Below are 23,262 nucleotides of genomic sequence, written 5' to 3' on the forward strand. Positions count from 1 at the left end.
AGGGGCTTTATCTGCCACCACGCAAGATGGATCAGGGGGCAATATTAGGATCGATACCAAAGTGCTACAACTCAACCGTGGACTAATCAACGCTTCTGTCTTAGGCACGGGAACAGGGGGCAATATTGACATTACTGCTCAAGATTCTGTAAATATTACTGGATCTAGCTTTGAACAAGTTCAATCAACTCTGTTCGATCCCCAAATAATTACCCCTGAATTTTTAGCAAGCTTGAGCATCGACCAAATCAATGATGGTATCATCGCTGCCTCTATTAGTACTGGTAATGCGGGCAGAATTAATATTAAAACCACGAATCTAGCCATGAAACAAGGAGGTTTAATTGCTACTGCCACGGCAGGAAACGGAGCAGCAGGATCTATTGTGCTTAATACCTCAGAATCGCTGGTAGTAGATGGTTCTTTTATTTCCAACAATACTTTATTTAGTGGTAGAGGCGGCAATATCGCAGTTGATACTAGTCGATTAGAAATTTTGCAGGGAGGACGAATTACGGCTTCTACACTTGGTCGAGGCAATGGTGGTAACGTCGCGATTAATGCCCGTGAATCAGTAACCGTCACAGGAAATGTAGGCGATGCAGTTAGTAATATTTCCGTAGGAGCGCGATTACTCCCCACAACTACCGGCAACGGTGGCGATTTAACAATTAATACCTCACAGTTAAAGATTGACGATCGCGCAGCTCTTTCCATCGGCTCTACAGGTAGTGGTGATGCAGGCAGTCTGGAGGTAAATGCAGACTCGATTATAATTGACCGCCAAGGCACAATCTCCGCAGATACTCAATCTGGTGAGGGTGGCAATATCAGCTTAAATGCTGGCAATATTTTTTGGCGAGGAGGGAGTTTTACCACTGCCACATCAAGAGGAACTGGCAACGGTGGTAATATTACTATCCAGGCGAATAATCTGCTCGCTTTAGAGGGTAGTCGTGTCACTGCTAATGCCTTTAGAGGACAAGGAGGAAATATTCAAATTGACACCCAAGGATTGTTTCTCTGTGATTCTTGCCAGGTAACTGCTAGTTCAGAATTAGGTTTAGACGGGGTGGTAGACATCGAAACTCTAGAACCGACTACCCTAAATTCTTTAGATGTACCCCAGCAACTAACTCAACCCCAACAACAAGTTGCGGTAGCTTGTCCCTCACAACTAAACAACAATATTAGTCAGCTAACGATCACTGGTCGTGGTGGCTTGCCCAATCGACCCCAAGAGCCATTAAATGCGCGATCGCTGATTGAGTTTACTCCTACTGCTACTATAAAAACACCAATCAAACAAACCTCTTTACCTGTTCCTGCCCGTGGCTGGTATCGTCATCCTAATGGTCAGGTGGTGCTGACAGCCAATGCTGGAGCTGGCTTACCTAATAATTCACCGATCCAGAGTACAAATTGTCATCATTAAACATTAAATTAACTTTAGTAAATCAAAATGAATATCTTCAATCAAATCGTCAGTGCGATCGATAATCCCCAACAAGAAGCGAGCAATAATCAGCTAAGTTCAATCCTAGACACGGTACAGCAGTTAAGTGGTAATTATCAAGCTAAACCCAGCGCGGTAGAATCGGCAATGTCAATTGTGGGCAGCTATACTAAGTCGGCGCTACAACAGCAGCGTAATCAGGGTGGTACAGCCCAGGTCAATCAGATGTTAAATCAGTTTGGAGGGACTCAGGCTAGCCCTCAGGTGTTATCAGCTTTATTTGGTAGTTCCCAGCTACAAAGTATGATTACGCAAATTAGCCAACGCACTGGCTTGAATTCTCAGACAATTCAGTCAATGCTGCCTATTCTCGTGCCTTTAGTGCTGAATCTATTAAAGACAGGCAATCAAAAAGGTAACCTCCAGGGAGGTAATCCTGTGTTAAACAGCTTTCTTGATACTGATGGCGATGGCGATGTTGATGTCAGTGACATGATGAGTATGGCTTCTCGTTATCTTGGTAGATAAACCCCACCTGATACTATTTTCGATAATATGTCTAGTAGTCTGTCAAATATTAATTGATGGGTTGAGGTTAGGTAGTAGGTAGTAGGTAGTAGGTAGTAGGTAGTGGGTAGTGGGTAGTGGGTAAAAAACTCATTACTCATTACTTATTACTCAAAGCTTGCTCACCAATCATTAATTAATTGACAAAGCACTAGTCTAAACCAGAGTTTCTATCAATTAAGGATAAATGAATGATCGCTTTTGATTTTAACTACTAGATCAGCAGTCTTAGTTAAAGGCAGAATAAATAATTCTGGATGTAGTGCTTTCCAGAAATATTCCACAAAGAAATTTATCTCATCATCACTCATCCCATCCCCATCTTCAGCAATCATCTTATGTTCGGCTTCTTTGCGCCACTGTTTACTAAGACGATAATCTTCAGGATATAGAACGATCAGGCTATCTAGTTTTGACCATAAAGGTAAATAAGCCTGGAGACGCTGATTATTATCTCTGGCAAACTGTCGATCTTGCTCTGTAACTATAGGTGGAGGACAGTTATTAAAAGTATTTGTGTCTATAGGCTGCACCCCAACGAACCACCCCTCAAATAAGAGAATATCAGGTTTCCCGATAATTTCTGGAGTAGTGCGATCGCCTGCGCCGTTAAAAGCAGATTTATCAAAACGAGGTAGCTCAATCTGAGCCGTATTATTTTCTTGTAGGCACTGTTCAATTACCTTAATACCTAAAGCGAGATCATGAGTACCAGGAGGTCCTCGCCAGACTAAACGTGGATCTTGCTGCTGTAGTGTTTGTCTTTCAGCGTAGGTAAGATAGAGATCATCAATAGAGAGGGTAGCAACAGAGAAGCCAAGATAATCAAGTATGTGTCGTAGAATTACACAAAGGGTTGATTTGCCTGTTCCTTGACTACCTAAAATTCCTTGAATAAAAGTCCGATTTAACTGACATCTTGCTGTAGCTAAATTCAACGCCACGGGTAGCCATAGTTTTTCTAAGGTGGCGAGAATAGTATCTTGCTCTTGAAATCCAAGACTCTGGCAGATTACTTCAACTTCGGTCACAAGCTCTGCATAAAACTTAGACTTCTTACCCTGAACAACTAAACTTTCCAGTCTGCGGCTATATACATTCTCACTGCTCACTGCTAAGATCCCAATTTAAAGGCTTCTAAAAAGATATCGTAGAGTAAGCCAATTTTAAACAAATTTAGCACATCGAGATAAAGTGGTCGCCTGGTAATTGGAGTTCCCTTTTCTGGACGACGACGACGATACACCAACATACTAATTAGCTCAGTTGGCAGAAATAAAAGTATAGCAGCTGCAATATCCCAGACAGCGTTTTGCCCAGCGGTAGTTACAATTGCCGAACCCATAAAAAATCCGAGCAAAAGACTGATGATACTTAAAGAAACCCGTCGCCAAGGATTACTAAACAATAACTCTAGGCGATCGCCTGTAATTTCTACTAAAGTATTAAGACGGGTACGTTGCATTTTTGTTTAATTAACTAATTATCGATCCGGCTATAGATCCACAAAGAACTTACCAATCCAACACAGTGAGCCAAAATAATGCTGAAACAGGCTTGAATAATAAACACATCTAAAGAATTAACAAATTCAGTATTGCTTTGATTATTGAAAACTTTGGCGGGATCGAAAGCTAAAGTTTTGGAGAGTACTATGCCTGTAATTGTTTCTCCACCTATAATGGTAATAATTGTGCCAACAATACTAGTGATAATCGCAATTTGAATCATTTTGATAGTAGTAGACTTCTTTGGCGGAAGAGTGTTGGGTTGAGAAAACTTACTCGCCATTTTGCCATATCTAAAAGTAATACATATTCCCACAACCAAACAAATTAATCCGCAGACAGCACAGAACAAGCTAAATCCGATCCCAGCATTACTTCTTTCTGCTTGATTGACGATCGCCAAAGCTAAAGTAACAGTGGAGACAACTCCCAAGACCAACTGCACCCAAAAGCCAGCCAATCCAGCCCATTTGAGAGCTGTAGCTACTTGGCGCATTCGCGCTGACTTCGATTGAGGAGGAGTAGAGCTGCTACTACCAGAAAAAGGCGTGATTTCTGATTCCTTGGGCATAGTTAAAATTCTCCTAAGTAAACAATAGCAATAAATTTAATCAATTTAATCAAGATAGATTTATGATGACAATTCTAATCAACAGTTCAACTAACTAGTAACAAACAACCAAGAACAATTGATCTATTCCTAGATCAATTTTAACCAAGTTACAGAATTATTTGAGATTGCATATCAAATAATAATAGACTAGATAAACAAGAGAGTTGGCGAGGTGGTTGCAGATTTGTCCTAGAGGCAGATTTGAGGAAAGTCCGGACTCCCGAAAGACCATACTTGCTGGATAATTCCCAGTGCGAGCGATCGCGAGGATAGTGCCACAGAAAAATACCGCCTTTTCAATGAGCAATAAACAGCAACAACTGATAATTGATTAGGTAAGGGTGCAAAGGTGCGGTAAGAGCGCACCAGCAGTATCGAGAGGTGCTGGCTCGGTAAACCCCAGTAGGGAGCAAGGTCGAAGGGATTAGGGTTGGTCTTTTTCCCATCCCGACCAAGGAGAACCGCATGAGGTGTTTGGTAACAAGCATCCTAGATAGATAACTACCCTCGGATTATAAATCACGATAATCTGAGAACAGAATCCGGCTTACGTTTCAACTCTCTTGCTCTCTTTTATTTTCCTTGCTTCATGTTTGAAGATCCCAGAAGACAAAAACAACTACAGACCCTAATTCAGAAGCTAGGATTGTCCGCTACTGCACCAATTGACTGGACTTTGCTCGATTTAGCTCTGACTCATCCCAGTGTGTCTCGTACCCATAACTACGATCAGCTTGAGTTTGTGGGGGATTCGGTCGTGCGTTTAATTGCTGCCGAATTGTTGTTAGAGGTCTATCCTCAAGAACCAGTGGGGGAGTTTGCTGCGGTTCGTTCTATTTTAGTCAGCGATCGCGTTTTAGCTCAGTTAGCCGAAAGTTATGGTATGGAACCTTATCTTTTGATTGGGACTAATGCCACAGGTAATCCTACAGGTAGACAATCTTGGTTAGCAGATGCTTTTGAAGCTGTATTAGGCGCGCTGTATCTAAGTACTCACAATATGGATCTGATTCGTCCTTGGTTAGACAGAGCTTTGCAAAAAAAGGCAGTGGAGGTAATGAATGACCCTGCTCGCTTTAATTATAAAGATGCTCTGCAAGAATGGACTCAGGGAAAATATAAGACTTTACCAGAATATAAGGTAACAGAAAACAAGCAGCTAGATTCAGCTTTAAGGCTAGCTAGCAATAGAGCTTCTTGGCACGACCAGCGTTTTGTAGCAGAAGTTTGGTTTCAAGGTAAGTTGTTGGGTAAGGGTTATGGCAGATCGAAAAAAGCTTCAGAACAAGCTGCTGCCAAGGAAGCTTTTTTAGCAATCAAAGGTCGGGATAATTAAAACGCTGCGTATTTAGCTTTAGGCTAATAAAGAAATTAAACGTTATCTTTGCCCCATTTTTCCACAAAAAAAGCGTCGCCTCTTGCTAGAAGATAGACAACGCGTGAATATATACCAACATTTTTTGCTCAGGCTAAAACAAAGCTTATTTGCGGCTAGAGATTACAGGTGCAGGAGTTGAGCTAGTCGTGGTGATGGCACTAGAACGTTTTCTTCTTCTGGCTGCTCTGGCTTTAGCAGGCTGCTTTTCAGGAATTTGCATCATAAATACTACTAAAGGACGGCTTTTTAATTCTCGCTTCAATAAGCGCTGCAAACCTCCTTCGATTTCCAAGCGTACTCCTGTCCAGTCAACTTCAGTTTCACCATCTTTGGTTTCACTCAAATCATCCCAGCGATCGCTTAAAATTCTTTCGACAGTTCTATTTACCAACTGTTGCAGTAGAGATTGTTCGATCGAAGTTACGACTCCTCGCAGATGTAAAGCAGGAGCAGCAACCAGTTGTCCTGACCAGTCGATTGCCGCCGCCACGGTAATTACCCCATCTTCGGCAAGCTGCTGTCTTTCTTTCATGACGTTATCTTGAACGATACCTGCGCGGTCTACTAGTTCAATCCCAGAAGGAACTTCACCATTAACGCCAATGCTATCTTCGGTTAATTCGATGACGTTGCCGTTTTTGATAATGACAATGTTTTCTTTAGGAATGCCCATTGCTTGAGCCATGCCTGAATGCTCTACCAACATTCTGTGTTCACCGTGAACGGGGATAAAGAACTTAGGTCTGGTTAAATTGAGCATGAGCTTATGGTCTTCTCGCGCACCATGACCAGAAACGTGAATTCCTTCTTTACGTCCATAGACTACTTTTGCTCCCTGCATCATCAAGCGGTCAATCGTGTTAACTACGCCGATGGTGTTGCCAGGAATGGGATTGGCGGAAAAGATGATCGTGTCTCCTTCTCTCACTCTAACTTGTCGATGTTCCCCTTTAGAAATACGGGTCATCGCTGCTAATTCTTCTCCCTGCGAACCAGTACAGAGAATTAAAACTTTCTCATCTGGTAACCGATTGACTGAACGTAAGGGTTCAAAAATATCGTCACGACACTGAATATATCCAAGTTTTCGCGCATGGTCAATTACATTGAGCATCGAACGTCCGACAACTGCAACCTTGCGACCATGTTTACGAGCTAGGTCTAAGACCATGTTGACCCGATGCACCGAAGAGGAGAAGGTTGTTACCATGACCCGTCCCTCGGCTGCACTAAAGATGCGATCTAGGTTGGGATATACTGAACGCTCGGAAGGAGTATGTCCTGGGACTTCTGCGTTGGTAGAATCGCTCAGTAAACACAGTACGCCATTTGCTCCATGTTCGGCTAGCTTTTGGATGTCGAAGTGTTCGCCATCTACAGGAGTATGATCAAACTTAAAATCTCCTGAATGGATGATTGTGCCAATCGGTGTATGAATGGCAACAGTAAAGCTATCGGCAATAGAGTGGGTGTTGCGGATATATTCAGCACGGAAATACTGACCAATCTGCACGATATCTCTGGGCAGAACGCTTTTTAACGTAGTGCGATCGCTAACTCCTGCCTCTTCTAATTTATCGCTCAACAGAGACATTGCTAGTCGAGGACCATAAATTACGGGGATATCAAACTGCTTGAGGTGATAAGCAATACCGCCAATATGATCTTCATGACCATGAGTGACAATCATGCCCTTGATCCGCTGAGAGTTTTCTCTCAGGTAGGTCATATCGGGCAAGACAATATTAATGCCGTGCATTTGATCTGAAGGGAAACCTAATCCTGCATCTAGCAGAATTATTTCATCTTCATATTCAAAAACACAGGTGTTTTTGCCTATTTCATGTAGTCCACCCAAGGGGATAATTTTGACAGTTGATTTTTTGCTTTTTTTGACTACTTTGCTCATGTGGTTTATTTTTATGTGGTTATTCGCCTTTTATTTACTCAATAAAAACTGTAAATTCGCCTTAGAATTTCTATTGAAGAGAGTTTTCTAAGAACTGAACTATTACTTTACTTGGAACAATTAGTTACTTTAATTCACTAGTTGTTAACTTATGAAAAGCCACCAACAAAGGCAAGCTTTGATATTTTTTGATAAAGACCTACTGTTGATTAGGGAATCCAAATTTTAGCTACTGATTACCAAAATAGTTAATGCTTTGGTATTGCTAGTGTTATCTAAATTAAGTTTAGCTTTTGTAAAATTAACTTTAATTTTTCTAATAGATCTAATTGTAGCTCACATAATGGTGTTCGCAACTTACCTGTTTGCCACCCCTGTAATCTCAAAGCAGTTTTGACAGGAATAGGGTTGGTGGTCATAAACAACGCTTGAAACAAGGGAAATAGCTCTAGTTGAATTTTGGTTGCCCGTTGATTATCCCCATCGTTAAAAGCAGCGATCATTGACTGCATCTGTTTTCCTACTAGATGAGAAGCAACGCTAACTACTCCAGAACTACCCACGGTCATCATTGGCAAGGTTAAAGCATCTTCTCCTGAATAGATGGCGAAATCAGTGGGAGTTAAACATCTAATTTTACAAGCTTGCTCTAGATTTCCACTGGCTTCTTTGATCGCTACTATATTGCTTATTTGCGCTAGGTTGGCTACGGTTTCTGCCTCCAAATTACAGCTGGTTCTTCCTGGCACATTGTAAAGCATCATTGGTAAATCTGGGCAAGCTTCGGCAATCGCTTTAAAATGTTCGTATAGTCCTGCTTGAGGAGGCTTATTGTAGTACGGTACAACCTGCAACGAACCATCTAAGTCGAGTTTGGCTGCTTTTACTGTAGCAGCGATCGCTTCTGTTGTCGAATTAGAACCCGTCCCTGCAATAATCTTAGCGCGATCGCCAACTGCCTGCTTGACAACTTTAAATAGCTCATACTCTTCTAACCAGCTTAAGGTTGGAGATTCCCCTGTAGTGCCACAAACTACTAGACCATCACTACCGTTATCTACCAAATGTACCGCCAGTTTCTCGGCAATTTCATAATTAACACTGCCATCATCAGCAAATGGGGTCACCATTGCCGTTATTACCCTGCCAAACGGTTCTTCACGCATTGATCTGACTCATGTATCATTAATTTTTTCAAGCTGTATTTTGCCTAGCTAGCTAGTTGATTAGGCACTAACTGCCGAATTGGAGACTGTTAATAAATTCTTTTGTAGCAATAGCTCGGCAATTTGGATGGCATTTAAGGCTGCTCCTTTACGAATTTGATCGCCACACAGCCACAGTTCTAAACTGCGATCGCAAGAAAGATCCTGCCGAATTCTACCGACTAATACAGGATCTTTCCCTGTAGCATCAATAGGCATTGGAAAATAATTACTCTGCCAGTCTTCTACTAACTTGACTCCTGGTGCTGTGGCAATTAACTCTCTAGCCTGCTGAACATTAAAAGGTTGCTCAAACTCTAGATTAACTGCCTCAGAGTGAGCTCTTAAGACTGGTACTCGCACACAGGTAGCGGTCACAGCAATATCTGGATCGCCAAAAATCTTCCTAGTTTCGTTTACCATTTTCATTTCCTCTTCGCAATATCCCTGCTCGTTTAGAGGGGAATTATGGGGAAATAAATTAAAGGCGATCGGATAGGGTAAAACTTCGGCTTGGGGTTGCTTGCCGTTTAAAATATCCTGAGCTTGAACCATTGCCTCTGTCATCGCTCTAGCTCCCGCCCCTGAGGCAGATTGATAAGTGGCGACAATTATGCGTTTAATTCTCTGTACTCGATATAGAGGATAAATTGCTACCCCCAGCAAGATAGTAGTGCAGTTAGGATTGGCAATAATACCGTGATGCTGGGCAGCAGCTTCTGGATTAATTTCTGGCACAACCAAAGGCACATTGTCATCCATTCTAAAGGCGCTAGAGTTGTCAATCACAACCGCTCCAGCAGCTACTGCTTGATGCACCCACTCTTTAGAAGTAGACCCCCCTGCTGATGCCAAGACAATATCAATATCTTGAAAAGAATTCTCGCTGACTGCTTCAACGGTTATTGACTGTCCCTTAAAAGCAATTTGACTTCCCGCCGAACGAGAAGATGCCAGTAATCTGAGATTTTTCAGGGGAAACTGCCGTTCGGCAAGTAACTGCAATAGCTCCTTGCCCACCGCTCCTGTCGCTCCCAAAATAGCTACATTAACTTTTTTCAACAATTATCTTAACCTCCAAACTTACTCCATCTAATAATTTTTGCTCGCTTTTGACCTTTAAACATTATCTGCCCATACTAGATTTTTATCCCTGTATCGCTGGTATCAAACCGAAAGTATGAACAAGCCAAATCTCTTTGAGTGTTATTCAATTTTAGATAATTAATCTATTTCTCAAGTAAAACAGTTTCTTTTAATTCTTGCTAGATAATATCATAAGGTCTTGAATGATCTCGATTGAGGTTTGATAGTCTGTAATACTACTAGCAAATTTATACTGCCAGATAAAATGATTTTGGCTTTAATTTTAGCAGTCCAAAATTTAATTGCTTAATTAAACTACATCTAAAAAAGCAACCTTTTGATTTACCAGTCAAGATTAAATTTAAGATTAAATATATAGCTTGCCAATAGATATATTATTATGACTATTGGTTCATGGAGAAAAACTGTGACAAATTACTCTAGTTATTTACATTTTGATACGCAAACTATTGTTACAACAGTAATTAACTAAGTACATTGGCAGTTTTAACTTTAGCTTAAGTTTATCCCCACCTAGATCCACCCTAAAATTAACCTAGTAGTTTTGAGATATTAGCATCGATGAAAGTAACCCAGGAGAGACTTCCTGAAAGTCAAGTTGGTTTAAATATAGAAATTGCTCCAGAAGCGTCTCGAAATGCCTACGAAAAAATGGTGCAAAACCTTTCCCGTTCCAGCAATATTCCTGGGTTTCGTAAAGGAAAAGTACCTCGACGCATTCTTTTACAAAGAATCGGTAACGATCGCATTAAGGCCGCAGCCCTCGAAGAATTAATTCAAAAATCTTTACAGGATGCCATTGAGCAAGAATCGATTAAGGCTCTTGGTCAACCCAATTTACGCTCCAATTTTGATGAACTGTTAGGACAATATAATCCAGGGGATGCGATTAGCTTTTCCGTGGCGGTAGATGTTCCTCCCAGCATAGAGTTAGCTGATTATAATCATCTCAGCGTTAAAGCAGAAGAGATAGTCTATCAGCCAGAAAAAGTCGATGACTTTATCAATCAGCGTCGAGAAGAAAAAGCCGATCTAGTTCCCGTAGAAGAACGCGCTGCTCAAATGGGAGACGTGGCATTTGTTGATTTTAAAGGGATTCTCCCAGAAGAAGAGAACAAGGAAATTGAAGGGGGTAGCGCCACTAATTTTCAGGTAGAAATAGCCGAAGGCAAGCTAATTCCTGGCATGGTAGAAGGCATTGTGGGGATGAGGCCTGAAGAAACCAAGGATGTGTCTGTTACCTTCCCTGAAGATTATCCCCAGGAAGATTTAGCAGGTAAACCAGCCATCTTTAGTATTACCCTCAATGAGTTGAAAACTAAAGAATTACCTGAACTAGACGATGATTTTGCTCAAGATGTCAGCGAGGATGAATTTGACACCTTCACAGCTTATAAAGATTCGATAGTCAAACAGTTTCAAGAACAAGCCCAAAATCAAACCAACAGTAACATCAATGAGGCGATCGCCACTGCTCTGATGGAGCAAAACCAAATCGATCTGCCAGAATCATTGGTACAGGAAGAAGTTACTAGCGTCTTGAGTAAAACCCTGATGCAGATGCAGCAAATGGGTTTGGATGTCAGACAGTTGTTCAACTCTGATAATATCCCTATGTTGCGAGATAATGCTCGCCCTGAAGCGGTATCAAATTTACAAAAGTCATTGATTCTCCAGGAAATAGCTAAAAAAGAAGCACTAGAACCCAACCAGGCTGAGATTGAGGCCAAAATCTCGGAAATTAGATCGCAGCTAGCGGGACAAGAAGTAGACGAGGAGCGTCTACTAGCAATGGTTACTAGTGACTTACTAACTGAAAACACCTATAAGTTTTTACGTGATAAAGCTCAAATAGAGCTTGTCCCAGAAGGTTCTCTTCAAGAAGCGGCAGAAGAAACCATAGATTCTGAGGCAGAAGTGGAAACTGTTGAAGTAGAAGTAGTTGCCGATTCTGAATAACCCTTGATAAGTCAAATTGCTAAGGTCGAACTAAAAAGCAGAACTATAATTGAGTTGAAGTTGTCCTGATTTTCTTCATTAGCATTCTTGTTCAATCTCTGCTATTGATGGTTCTTAAGTTGAGTCATAATAAATAAAGAGCTGCTAAACAATTAACTGTAATTGTTTAATGCCCATTACATATCAAAATAGTGACAAATTTTTGGCAAAAACTTATGCTAGAATCGCATTCCCCTTATAGCTTTCGCGTTAGCAAAAACCTACCTCAAGTAAGCTCAATACTTACTGAAGGTAATGTTGTACCCATGGTGGTAGAACAGTCAGGCATTGGAGAACGCGCTTTTGATATCTACTCTCGTCTATTGCGAGAGCGCATTATCTTTTTGGGAACACCTATTGACGATAAGGTTGCTGATTCTGTAGTTGCTCAGTTACTATACCTCGAAGCGGAAGATCCTGAAAAAGATATTCAAATTTACATCAATTCTCCTGGTGGTTCAGTCTATTCAGGTCTGGCAATGTATGACACCATGCAGCAAATTCAACCAGATGTGGTAACAATTTGTTATGGTATTGCTGCCAGTATGGGTGCTTTCTTGTTATCTGGTGGTACTAAAGGAAAGCGGATGGCCTTACCTAGCTCACGAATTATGATTCATCAGCCTTTAGGAGGCGCACAGGGACAGGCTACCGATATTGAAATTCAAGCTAAAGAAATTCTTTATATTAAGCAAAGACTTAATGAACTGATTGCAGGACATACTGGTCAACCTTTTGATAAGATAGCTGCCGATACAGAAAGAGATTTCTATATGTCTTCAGAAGATGCTGTGGAATATGGCTTAATCGATAAAGTTATTACTAAATCGCCAGCGACCCTTACGCCCACTACCTAAACTTTATTAGTCAGAGGTCTATATGTCTAAATACGACTCCCATCTAAAATGTTCGTTTTGCGGAAAATCTCAGGAACAGGTCAGAAAATTAATTGCTGGCCCTGGGGTATATATTTGTGACGAATGTGTAGAACTGTGTAACGAAATTCTAGATGAGGAGTTAATCGAAGACGGGGCAATAGTCTCTTCTCCTGCTGTGCCTGGTAATGCTGAAGCCAAACCACCAAAGAAACGTAAATCTAGAGTGGGTGGTATTGCTTTTGGCGATATTCCTAAGCCCATCGAAATTAAAAAGTGTCTGGATGAACATGTCATTGGTCAAGAAGAAGCAAAAAAAGTTCTTTCAGTAGGGGTCTACAATCACTATAAACGCCTGAGCATAGCCAATAAAGCTAAAGACGCGGAAGATTCTGTTGAGCTACAGAAATCCAACGTGCTGCTAATTGGGCCGACAGGCTGTGGTAAGACGCTGCTTGCACAAACTCTGGCTAAAGTCTTACAAGTTCCCTTTGCGGTCGCTGATGCCACTACTCTGACTGAAGCAGGATATGTGGGAGAAGATGTTGAAAATATCTTACTAAGACTGTTGCAGGTAGCCGATTTAGATGTAGAAGAAGCCCAACGAGGAATTATCTATATTGACGAGATTGATAAGATTGCTCGTAAAAGCGAAAATGCCTCAATTACTCGCGATGTCTCAGGAGAAGGGGTGCAGCAAGCACTCTTGAAAATGCTGGAAGGAACAGTGGCGAATGTCCCGCCCCAAGGTGGTCGCAAGCATCCCTACCAAGACTGTATCCAGATAGATACTAAAAACATCCTATTTATCTGTGGAGGTGCGTTTGTTGGTCTAGATAAAGTAGTTGAGCGTCGTCTGGGGAAAAAATCAATTGGGTTTATCCAGAAAGGAGAACGGTCTGGACTAAAAGAAAAACGTACTGCTGATATTTTGCAGAAATTAGAGTTAGACGATCTAGTGAAGTTTGGAATGATTCCTGAATTTGTCGGACGAATTCCTGTTACCGCAGCCTTAGAGCCTCTGGATGAAGAAACTTTAGTACAAATCTTAACTCAACCCCGTAATGCCATTGTCAAGCAATACCAAAAGCTTTTGAGAATGGATAATATTGAGCTAGAATTCACCGAAGGTGCGATTAAAGCCTTAGCTAAAGAAGCTTTTCGCCGTAAGACTGGTGCAAGAGCTTTAAGAGGCATTGTTGAAGAATTGATGCTGGAAGTGATGTATGAGATTCCTTCCCGCGAAGATGTTTATCAATGTACGATTACTGAAGAAATGGTAGAAAAGCGTTCTACTGCGGAATTAATTGTTCATCCTGCTTCCTATCGCAAGCCAGAATCAGCTTAGTCAAAAGCTCACTGTGATGTAAGTTAAGTTTAGAGGTTGATGGTGCTTTGGTTAATAATCAAAACCTTAGTTCATATTCAATCAGCCCTCTAGTGCCATCTTCTTGAAAATTACTCGAACCCCGCAAGACAAAGTTGTCGTTAAAACGATAGCGAAAACCAAATTGAGCAGGGGTGTCATTATTTAAAATTTTCAGCACCGAGAAAGATAAATTCTTAATTAAGTCAAAGGCGATTTCTCCTGCTAGCCCATCTCCTTGATTATCTCGATTTTCGTCAATAATCGGCGTAGGAAACAGTCGTAGTTCACCAATGGGAAAAATGTTGTTAAATTCTCCATTTAAACTACCAAAGAGTGCTGAACCAGCTAAAGTAGCCAATCCAGAAGTACCGTTGCTGTTGGTCAAAGCTTCGACAAAACCTCCTCCTAACAAGACCGCAATTTCTGCTGGACTACGAGGAGGACTACTGGTCAGCTCTATTTTATTGGTGATTTGACTGGCAAGTCCTTTTACTTTGGCGGAGACTCGAATAGTTTCTAAGGTTGTTAGCCCAGAATCGGGAATTTCTGTCGGCGATAACTCACTAGGAACGCTGCGGTTACTGGCTTCGATCGCTGAACCAACTAATAAAACATCTAAGAAAGGATCGAGAACGTTGTTGCTGGAAAAACGAGCCGTGTTTTGATAGTCTCGCGATAAATTTAACTGAGTGGTAAAGAGATTAACCTGACCTCGTTTTAACCTAATCGTACCGTTGGGACTGGGCTGAAGAAAAGTACCATTGATGTCTAGGTTTCCCGTCGCTGTAAAGGTAAAGATCGGCTGCTGGCTAATTTGAATATCTTTTCCTAAACGTAATTTAAGATTTTTATATTGAGTCACCGCAGCAATTCCTTGTTCAGCAGCATTACGTTGAGCAATGGCATTGACGCGATCGCTAAGATTAGTAGGTTTGGCTTGATCGTTATTACTTTCACTGTCATCGTTCAGCACAATTGTGCCGTCAAATAGAGTCAAATCGCCAGCAATACTGGGTTCAGTTGCCTTGCCTAGGATCTGAAGGTTGCCTCTTACTCCTCCGTTATATAGTTTGGGAATAGTAACTTTTTGAATGTCATTGAAGTTGATGCTCAAAGGATTAAGCGGGGCTGTATCACCAAAGGGAATAGTACCAGCTGCGGTAATTTTACCTCCGCCAAAATCCCCTTCAAAGTTATTGACGCGCACATTATCTAGATCAAAAAATACCTGGCTGTTGATCTTGGTAAGCAAATTCTTGGGTAAACTCTTGGCAGCAATGGTCGCATTTTTAATGTTGGCTGTGCCTTGAGCTGATAGCTTACGTGGGAGATTTTGCTCTTGGTCAAGAATTCCCGTAATATCTAGGGCAATCTGACCCGCACCATCAATCCACTTTAATTCTCCCCGCGAAAAAATATCTAACAAAGCCAAGCCTTTGTCTTTCACGTTCAGCTGTAGTTCCAGGCGATCGCTTTTGGGTTCAGCTTTAGCAAAGGGCAGTTGATAGGGAACACTACCTCGAAGAGTCAAAGGATCGGCATTTTCGGCAATTATACTGCTGGCAGAAAATTCTAAACGAGACTGCTTATAGTTAAAGCTACCTTTGGTTGATTGGATGGAGGTTTCATTTAACGAGGCATCATCAATACTAATTTCTCCCCTTGCTTGAGGATTATCTTTGCTCCCTGCAATACTGGCAGTAGCATTAATTAGACCATCTACAGCTGGTTCTGGAGGTAAAGAAAATAACTGTTCAATTAATTTCATTGGTACATCTACTAATCTAAACTGCCCTGATTGAGTAGCTCCGCCAAAAGTACCTGTAAATAGTAGGGTTGGCAAAATATTATTGTTGTGAATCTTTTGAACCGAATTAGCTTTGCTCAGATCTCGAAGTTGAACCGAAATAGGTAGTAAAGTCAAAATACCTTCGCGAAGATTTCCTTTGGCGATAATCTTCTCGCCAGTTAAATTACCCCAATGCCATTCTTGACCGATAAAATCAAATTCTGAAGTGATGCCTTTTTTTAAAGACCCAAACATGTCAATTTTGCCATCAAAAGTTCCCCGCAGATTTTTCAGATCTGGAACTAAAGCTGTTTGTCTTTCTTCCTGTACCGAAGCCAGCCAAGCTTGAATGGCGGCCAATAGCTGAAGTTGGTCAATCACAGGAGCATCCTTTAAACCAAGATCGAATAATGGCTTACCAGAGGAACTTGCTGGCTGATATAGATCGGCGGCTTTACCATAAGCGCGATCGCTAAAAATACGGGCAAAATCAGTCAGTTCAAAAATTTGCATAGCAACTAAAATATCCTGAATCTGTCCCCCATTGACGCTGATTTCGCCATCTAGCTCTAGATCGTCTGGTTTTTGGTTTAAATTACCTTTGAGCTTGTAAATACTGTCTCTTTGCTGAAATTCGACATCTTGAATGGCAAAATAACCATCAGCGTATTGAAAATTACCTGCTAGGCGATCGCCCCTAATGCTTGCCAAGGCTGGTTTTTCGATCACAAGATTATTCCCCGTCGTGGCTAAAGTCTCAAGATTAAAGCTAAAATCTCCAGACATACTGCCTTTGACTGGTTGCAGAGCAATATTTTTAGGGATTTTCAGCTCGCCACTTTTGAGCGCAATAGTTTTGAGCAGTTCGATGGGAACATTGGCGGTAGTCAGGTTGAGAATTTTTTGTCTCCCTGTTCCCATTACTCGAAAATCGTCTTGAACGAGCGCCAACATTAAAGGAGAAAAATTAGGATCTAAAACCAGCTTAATTTGATCTAGAGAGCGAGATTGATTATCCACATTTGACGTAGCGGATAATAGAGGTCTAGTTAAAACTTCTTGGAGATTGAGTTTCACCCCTGTTGCGGGTGATACCTGGACATTCCCCCTCAACAAAGGCGCAAAATTTAGCTCCTCAACACGAAGATTATTAAGACTTAAATTACCGTTAATGTTCATGGCAGAAGGCACACCCCTAATCTTGCCAGAGAAGTCTCCTCGTCCTGCATAATCCAAGTTCTTCGCCCAATTAGGTAATGGTAGACGCAGTTTTTTCAGATTGAGGCTGCGGGCTTCTCGAACGTCAAATTCAAAATAATCTACCGCAGCCAGCTGATCGGGAATATCGCTAAAAAAAGATTTGTCCAGCACTACATAGCCCTGGGCATTCAAACTATTACCTTTAGCTTGCAGCACATTTAGGCGTTTGCCATCCCAGGCGAGGGTGGCGGATAAAGGGTTTTCCAGAAGGTCAATTCCTTGACTAAAACTGAGATTACCCTTAGCCGTTACCGCAGTGGGACTAAGATTGTCTACCTTACCCGCAACTGCTAACTGTCCCCCCAGTTTGCCCTTAAGCTCAAGTTCATCAGAATTGGGATCGGCAAATAAACTCAAATCTACCTGCTGAGGAGTCAACTGAGCGTTAAATCTACCATTGGCGATCGCCAGGTTTTGCGCCTGAAATATTCCTTCTGGCAGAGTTAAACTACCGTTGCCTGTGGCTTTAATCCCCTCTGGGGTAATATTGTCGATCGTTCCAGCTAGTTTGAGACTGCCGTTAATTAATCCAGCAAACTGATCGGGAGTACTGGAGCTTAATTGTTTGAGCTTAAGATTAGTACCTTGGGCGATCGCTGTCCAGTCTTGATCGACAATTTTTAAATCATCTACCTTGACTTGTCCCTGGGCTAAAGTCAAATCTCCAAAACCGTTAATCAATGTTTGAGGCTGCGCCTGATCGGGAATATTGCCCGTGAGATAAAATTTTCCGCTGAGATTATCATTAAATTCGTCAGGTAAGTCGGGAAATAAACGCTGGAGTTTTAAGTTCTTAGTTGTGGTATCCGCCGTCCAGTTACCCTGATTAATCACAATTTTAGGTATGGCAACTTTTCCGCCAACGGTATTGAGGTTTGCTTGACCCTTCGCCTTGACCTGATTTAAATTACCAAAATCTTTCGTTCCTGAAACGTCGAAGACACCAGTGACTAAACCTTGGGCAATAGTTGGCGCACTACCTTTGCCAATCGGTAAACTGCCAAACTCTACACCAGAAGCCGTTAGCTTTGATGACCAAACACCCTTGCCATAGTCGAGATTATCTACCTCAACTATACCGTTGCCCAGGTCAAAATTAGCTTTGCCGTTACGAAAACGTAGAGTCGAGAGATCTGTTGCTTGGGCTGATATATTCGTTTGACCAGAAATTTGACCAATATCTACGGGCAGCTGATTTTGATAACCACTGGCGATCGCTTTAGCCGAAACTCCCGCTGCCTGGACGTTAAAGGCTAGGTTTTGCAACCCGTCTAGCTGAAACTTACCATTGCCGACAATTGTTCCCCCACCTTTAGGCGAGGAGGTAAACTGTCTAACATTTAAAGTTGTACCGATTAATTCTAAATCAGCATTAATTTCTTGGAAATCTACCTGATCTATACTACTAGGGCTAGTAGTAGCCAGCTCGAACTGGACGACGGGGGCTTCTAAGCTACCTCTAACCGCGACATTTCCGCCTATTTTGCCTTTAATAGGGACAGGAGCATCAAGTTCTAAAGCCTCAATGACTTTTTGCGCTGCCACTGGCTTAACCTGCGTATTGATCTGGTAATTTCCTGCCTCTGCTAAATTTAACGAGCCAGAAGCAAGTCCTGAAACCTCACCAAAATTGGTCGCCAGACGATTGAAATTAATCTTTGAACCCTCAAAACGAAGTTTGCCCTGACTACCGCTAAAAGGCTTAACTAAACCAGGGATTTGTAGGCTCACATTATCTAGATCTAATGCTCCTTGTAATTGAGGAATCGGCTCATCTTCTGTGAGAGTTACACCCAGCTTGCCATCAAGGTTCCCCCGCTCTAACTCGATCGGTAACGCCAGCAAATTACTTACTTCAGATGCTTTCAACTGCCGTGCAATCAGATCTAAGTCAATAATTCCCGTCTTGCTATAACCTTTGCCATTAACAGTAAATTTGCCCCCTTGAATCAGTTCGGCTGCGGCATCAAACTTAATCGCATCATCCTGGGGACGAATAGTAATCTCGTCTATATTGGCAATTACCGCAGGATTTAAACTATTAGTCTGAGAATTATAGGCGACTAGAGAAAGCTGTCCTTCATCTAGTTGAATTGACTTAACCTCTACCTTGATTTTTCCTTTAGATTCTTTGTCTGAGCCAAAATCCGTAGGAGTCCACAGTTTAGATTCAGCTTGCTCTATATAGACATCAGGCTTTACTAAAGTCAGATCTAACTTCAATTCCTTTTGACGGAGAAAATGCAAAGGTGCAAAATTAACCTTTACTCCCTTGGTTTTGACAAAATCAGGATTTTCTGAGGTAGAAGGTAAAGCACTCTCGCCAAAACTAGCTCCCGTGAAAGAGATGGATCTTAATTCCCCCAACTCTAGAGGGCGATGGAGATAATTACCTGCTTCGGTTTCAATTAGCGGAATTAACTTACGTTGAATCAGATACCAACCATAGATTAAGCCCAATCCAGTACCACTCACAAGCAACAGAGAAACTGCCATGACTATCTCGCGCCATTTCCGATGAGACTTTACTGGGCGATCGCCAGAATTAGCTGTTTTATCTGAATGATACTCAGAATCTTGGTTCATCTGATTGTTATGTTTTATAGCTGAAACTGCCAGTAAAGACAAAATTTTTCAGCTGTATGCTGTAGTATCTTGGTTGAATCTATAGATTATAGAAGAAAAAATTTGCTAAATAGTTTCCTCTATTTAAGATTTTTTTAACAATGACCAGTATAGCTATGATTTTATTTTAAAGCGCTAAATAATAGTTAGATTGTTTATCTAATTAAATCTAATAAAAATGAAAATTCAGATCAAGGTTAAAGTAAATTCTAAGCAACAAAAAATATTTGAGTTAAAAGATGGTAGCTGTGAGCTTCTGAGCTTCTTAGCTTTTTAAAGTTGAAGTTTATGCTTTAGTAATAGCTTGTACTTGAGCAACTATTGTTTGATGAATCTGCTGCTGATCTTGAGTTCCATCAATAGCAATCGCTTTACCCTGGTAAGCAGTAAATATCTGCTGATATTGTTCTTTAACTTTAGTTAATTTAGCTTTTGTCTCATATATTTCTTGTAAAGAACGTTCTTGTAATCTGGCTAAAGAAACTTCAATTGGGATGTCTAGATAAATGGTTAGATCTGGATTAGGAAAGCGATCGTTTAGCTTTTGAATAAAATTAAATTGTTCTACAGTATCGCAATTATATGCCAAAGAAGAGAAGTAATATCTAGTACTAATAACATGGTAATTATCTTTAATTAATTTAAAAACTCCATCTACATCATTATATAAATGATCGTGGCGATCGGCAGCGAATAGATAAGCCATTTGCTGATCAAATAAATCTTGTTCTTTACTAAAGATAATTCTTTTTTTTAAAGCTTGGCGAATTAAATTACCAATAATACCATTAGAAGGCTCTGGACTAATTACAGCTTGTTGTTGGTTGGCAATTAAGCTATTTTTTAACAACTCAGCCTGAGTAGTTTTACCTGAACTATCGATTCCTTCAAATACAATAAAAAGCCTTTGATTCATTACTGATTACTGATTACTAATTACTAATTACTGTTCATTGCTCATTGCTCATTGTTAATTACTGATGCCATTCTTTGCGGAGGGAACACCAACTTCGGAGACGATTTAATAATCGTGGATTTCGCTGTAGCTTTTGCTGATAATAATTATTCCAAACGCGCTGCCAGATTTCAGACTGACTCAAATAAGTAGTTGGTAATGATAAAGAAGTTAATCCGCGCATGGGGTTTGATTCTAGTTTAATTTGGTGTTGCATCATTAAGGCGATCGCCGTAATTAATTCTTCTGCGCGATCGCTAATTAAACTACAGCCGACAATTTCGCCATTTTCTCTAACTAACAACTTACACATGCCCGTAGGATAATCTCCTATTGGCGATCGCTCTAAATCAGCAAAATATTCTGTGACTAGATATAAATCATCGCCGTATTGCTGTTGAGCTTGTTGAGTGGTTAAACCAACTCTAGCAAAATTAGGCTGGGTTGAAATTACCCAAGGTAGAGCATGGTAATTCGCCCGATACCAGGGAAAAAATAAGGTGTTTTTCAGGATTACATTAGCTTCATAGCGTGCAAAATTAGGCAGGCTATAACCACCAATGATATCCCCACAGGCGTAAATATTTGGGTTGGTTGTTTGCAATTTGCGATTAACATAAACTCTTTGGCGATCGTATTTAACCCCTACTCCTGCTAAGTTCAAACCTGCAATATTAGGCTGTCGAGCATCAGCAATAATAATTTGCTCGGCACTCAAAGCGCGATCGCCTGCCTGTACCCATTTTTGTCCATCAATAGTTTTAATCTGACTCATCGGCGAATTAAGATAAAGCTTAATCCCTTCTGCTTCCAACTGCGCTTGTAGCAATAAGGCAAATTCAGGATCTTCTAGGGGTAAGATTCTCGACTGTGCCGTAACTAAAGTGATAGTTTTCTCAAACCTAGCTAAAGTTTGTGCTAATTCCAAAGCAGCAGGATCGCTACCCACAATAATAATCTCTTGCCCTAAACTTGCCAGATCTGTCTGCCATAAATCCCGTAAAGTCAGGTAATTATTCACACCGTACTGATCGACAAATTCTGAAGCATAATTAGCACCTGTAGCCAAAAGAAAAGCACGCGATCGCAATTTACGCTGAGCAGTCTGAAAAGCTAGATGAGGCAAACGACAAAACTCTCCCTTCCCTGTAATTACATCAACCCCTAAAGCAGCTAAATTAGCCAACGAATTCTTGGTTTGGATTGTCGAAGTAACTCTGTTTAGACAATCTTTAGCTGCTGTGAGAGAAACTCTGGCTGAAACTTTAGTAACAGGATTATTTGCTAGTCGATCATTCCAGCATCCAACTTCACTGAGGATATTATTCACTAAGGCATCATTAGGCAAAAATAAATCATCACAGCTTGTCACCAAAGCAACACGAGCCTGAAGTTGCACTGCCTTCTGCGCTGCATAAATACCCACCCAACTACTACCAATTACTACCAAGTCATAGTCTACAGCCATGTTGATTTTTCACTATAGAAAATTGGTGGATTGGGGAGTTGGGGAATTAGGGAATTGGGGAACATTAATAATTCATTTTTTTGTTAACATCCATTTATCGGCACTATTAATCATAGTGACAATTAATGCCAAAATTTGATTATATTGGCTATAGAGCTTTCTTCCCGAATCTATATTTAAATATTGGCATTTAACTGCAAACTTTAGCCAAACCTGAGTTTCTGCCACTTCCGCCTCTGCATCATTCAACCTGAGTATAAATGAACCTTTATACCTTCTTCTTCGCCATGCTTCAGATAAATTAGCGCGCACTGAACGAGAAGAACGTCTAATTTAATCGGTTAAAGAATATTTTTCCTCTTGAGGAAAATTTTTAGAAAGTTCAAATATTTCCATAGCAGTCTCGAAGGCAATTTTATAGACTCCTAAATCTTCATGGTTACTAATAACGAAGTGTATCCTTTAGGATAAATTTTGGTTGATTTCGCTGCATTTTTATTTTCCCTACTTCCCTATCTCCCCATCTCCCCATCTCCCTATCTCCCCATCTCCCTAATAGCCTCGGTTAAAGCATCATTCTCTGGGGGTAAACGTACTGCAAGCCGAAAATAGCGATCGCCCAATTCAGGAAAGCTTAGACAGTCGCGAATTACAATTTGATAATTTCTGAGCAATTGCTCTTGTAATTTGGTTGCTGAAATTTCTGTCTTTACCAAGAGATAATTTGCTGCGCCCTGTAGAGGATCGAGTCCAGGAATAGCTTCTAGCTGCTCGAATAAACGCGATCGCGCAGGAGTTAACCAATTCCAAGTTTGTTGCTGAAATTCGTGGTCTTGTAGGGCTGCTGCCGTTGCTGCTGCTGCTAGGGTATTAACTGACCAAGGATCGCGCCACTGCTGCCATTTTTTTAATCGGTCGGGATGAGCGATCGCATAACCGATACGTAGTCCAGGCAGACTATAAAACTTAGTCAAAGAGCGTAGAATGACTAAATTAGGATATTCAGCAACCCAAGGAATCAAGCTTTGCTCTTGAGCGGGGGTTAGAAAGTCCATAAAGGCTTCATCAATAACCACTAGGTTAAATTGCTTTAAATAGGGCAAGATTTCCTCTCTTGTCCATAATTTGCCCGTAGGGTTGTGGGGGTTGTTGAGGAGTAATCCTGATTGAGGTTGGGGGG

15 protein-coding genes, 1 other RNA gene and 2 pseudogenes are annotated in these 23,262 nt (G+C 41.1%); 7 read left to right on the forward strand and 11 right to left on the reverse strand.

Annotated elements, in window-relative coordinates:
• A pseudogene (locus tag C7B62_RS25795) lies at positions 1-1,435 on the forward strand (S-layer family protein); the annotation flags it as partial.
• A 27-nt stretch (positions 1,436-1,462) separates the two neighbouring features.
• Positions 1,463-1,984, forward strand: coding sequence for a DUF937 domain-containing protein (locus C7B62_RS17245; protein ID WP_106239541.1), 522 nt, complete (start codon positions 1,463-1,465; stop codon positions 1,982-1,984).
• 212 nt (positions 1,985-2,196) lie between these two features.
• On the opposite strand, the gene C7B62_RS17250 is transcribed toward C7B62_RS17245, so the two are convergent.
• From C7B62_RS17250 to C7B62_RS17260, 3 genes are read right to left on the reverse strand one after another with little or no spacing between them, the layout of a single operon-like run.
• The gene (locus C7B62_RS17250) at positions 2,197-3,135 is read right to left on the reverse strand and encodes a glycerate kinase (RefSeq protein ID WP_106239545.1); all 939 of its coding nucleotides are present in this window, start codon (positions 3,133-3,135) and stop codon (positions 2,197-2,199) included.
• Between the two features lie 2 nt (positions 3,136-3,137).
• On the reverse strand, positions 3,138-3,488 hold the full coding sequence (locus C7B62_RS17255) for a DUF565 domain-containing protein (protein ID WP_106239549.1): 351 nt from the start codon (positions 3,486-3,488) through the stop codon (positions 3,138-3,140).
• Between the two features lie 14 nt (positions 3,489-3,502).
• A complete protein-coding gene (locus tag C7B62_RS17260; RefSeq protein WP_106239553.1) occupies positions 3,503-4,102 on the reverse strand; it encodes a DUF3611 family protein in 600 nt (199 codons plus the stop codon).
• Positions 4,103-4,304: 202 nt separating this feature from the next.
• Here C7B62_RS17260 and rnpB point away from each other — a divergent pair.
• An RNA gene (gene rnpB / locus C7B62_RS17265) (RNase P RNA component class A) lies at positions 4,305-4,710 on the forward strand.
• A gap of 23 nt (positions 4,711-4,733) precedes the next feature.
• The gene (gene rnc / locus C7B62_RS17270) at positions 4,734-5,480 is read left to right on the forward strand and encodes a ribonuclease III (protein ID WP_106239586.1); all 747 of its coding nucleotides are present in this window, start codon (positions 4,734-4,736) and stop codon (positions 5,478-5,480) included.
• 145 nt (positions 5,481-5,625) lie between these two features.
• Here rnc and C7B62_RS17275 read toward each other — a convergent pair whose 3' ends face one another.
• The 3 genes from C7B62_RS17275 to C7B62_RS17285 form a co-directional block, all read right to left on the reverse strand.
• Complete coding sequence (locus C7B62_RS17275; RefSeq protein ID WP_106239558.1) at positions 5,626-7,431, reverse strand: ribonuclease J; 1,806 nt, start codon at positions 7,429-7,431, stop codon at positions 5,626-5,628.
• 275 nt (positions 7,432-7,706) lie between these two features.
• Positions 7,707-8,597 carry a 4-hydroxy-tetrahydrodipicolinate synthase gene (dapA, locus tag C7B62_RS17280; RefSeq protein ID WP_106239562.1) on the reverse strand — a complete coding sequence of 297 codons (891 nt, stop codon included), beginning with the start codon at positions 8,595-8,597 and terminating at the stop codon, positions 7,707-7,709.
• A gap of 60 nt (positions 8,598-8,657) precedes the next feature.
• The gene (locus C7B62_RS17285; RefSeq protein ID WP_106239565.1) at positions 8,658-9,701 is read right to left on the reverse strand and encodes an aspartate-semialdehyde dehydrogenase; all 1,044 of its coding nucleotides are present in this window, start codon (positions 9,699-9,701) and stop codon (positions 8,658-8,660) included.
• 603 nt (positions 9,702-10,304) lie between these two features.
• On the opposite strand from C7B62_RS17285, the gene tig reads away from it, so the two are divergent.
• From tig to clpX, 3 genes are all read left to right on the forward strand, one after another.
• Positions 10,305-11,702: a trigger factor gene (tig, locus tag C7B62_RS17290; protein WP_106239569.1), complete on the forward strand. Its 1,398-nt coding sequence runs from the start codon at positions 10,305-10,307 to the stop codon at positions 11,700-11,702.
• Positions 11,703-11,917: 215 nt separating this feature from the next.
• A complete protein-coding gene (gene clpP / locus C7B62_RS17295) occupies positions 11,918-12,598 on the forward strand; it encodes an ATP-dependent Clp endopeptidase proteolytic subunit ClpP (protein WP_106239572.1) in 681 nt (226 codons plus the stop codon).
• 22 nt (positions 12,599-12,620) lie between these two features.
• A complete protein-coding gene (clpX, locus tag C7B62_RS17300) occupies positions 12,621-13,964 on the forward strand; it encodes an ATP-dependent protease ATP-binding subunit ClpX (RefSeq protein ID WP_106239575.1) in 1,344 nt (447 codons plus the stop codon).
• 58 nt (positions 13,965-14,022) lie between these two features.
• On the opposite strand, the gene C7B62_RS17305 is transcribed toward clpX, so the two are convergent.
• The 5 genes and pseudogenes from C7B62_RS17305 to C7B62_RS17325 all read right to left on the reverse strand — a co-directional run.
• Positions 14,023-19,620: a translocation/assembly module TamB domain-containing protein gene (locus tag C7B62_RS17305; RefSeq protein WP_233220016.1), complete on the reverse strand. Its 5,598-nt coding sequence runs from the start codon at positions 19,618-19,620 to the stop codon at positions 14,023-14,025.
• A gap of 325 nt (positions 19,621-19,945) precedes the next feature.
• Complete coding sequence (tmk, locus tag C7B62_RS17310; protein WP_106239579.1) at positions 19,946-20,575, reverse strand: dTMP kinase; 630 nt, start codon at positions 20,573-20,575, stop codon at positions 19,946-19,948.
• A 58-nt stretch (positions 20,576-20,633) separates the two neighbouring features.
• On the reverse strand, positions 20,634-22,082 hold the full coding sequence (locus tag C7B62_RS17315; RefSeq protein WP_106239582.1) for an NAD(P)/FAD-dependent oxidoreductase: 1,449 nt from the start codon (positions 22,080-22,082) through the stop codon (positions 20,634-20,636).
• A gap of 72 nt (positions 22,083-22,154) precedes the next feature.
• Positions 22,155-22,541, reverse strand: a pseudogene (locus C7B62_RS17320) (four helix bundle protein).
• Positions 22,542-22,618: 77 nt separating this feature from the next.
• On the reverse strand, positions 22,619-23,262 hold a 644-nt coding region (locus C7B62_RS17325; protein ID WP_146132128.1), incomplete at its 5' end, for a histidinol-phosphate transaminase.

Origin of the sequence: Pleurocapsa sp. CCALA 161, from assembly GCF_003003995.1 — a bacterium.
In the GTDB taxonomy this organism is placed as follows: Bacteria; Cyanobacteriota; Cyanobacteriia; order Cyanobacteriales; family Xenococcaceae; genus Waterburya.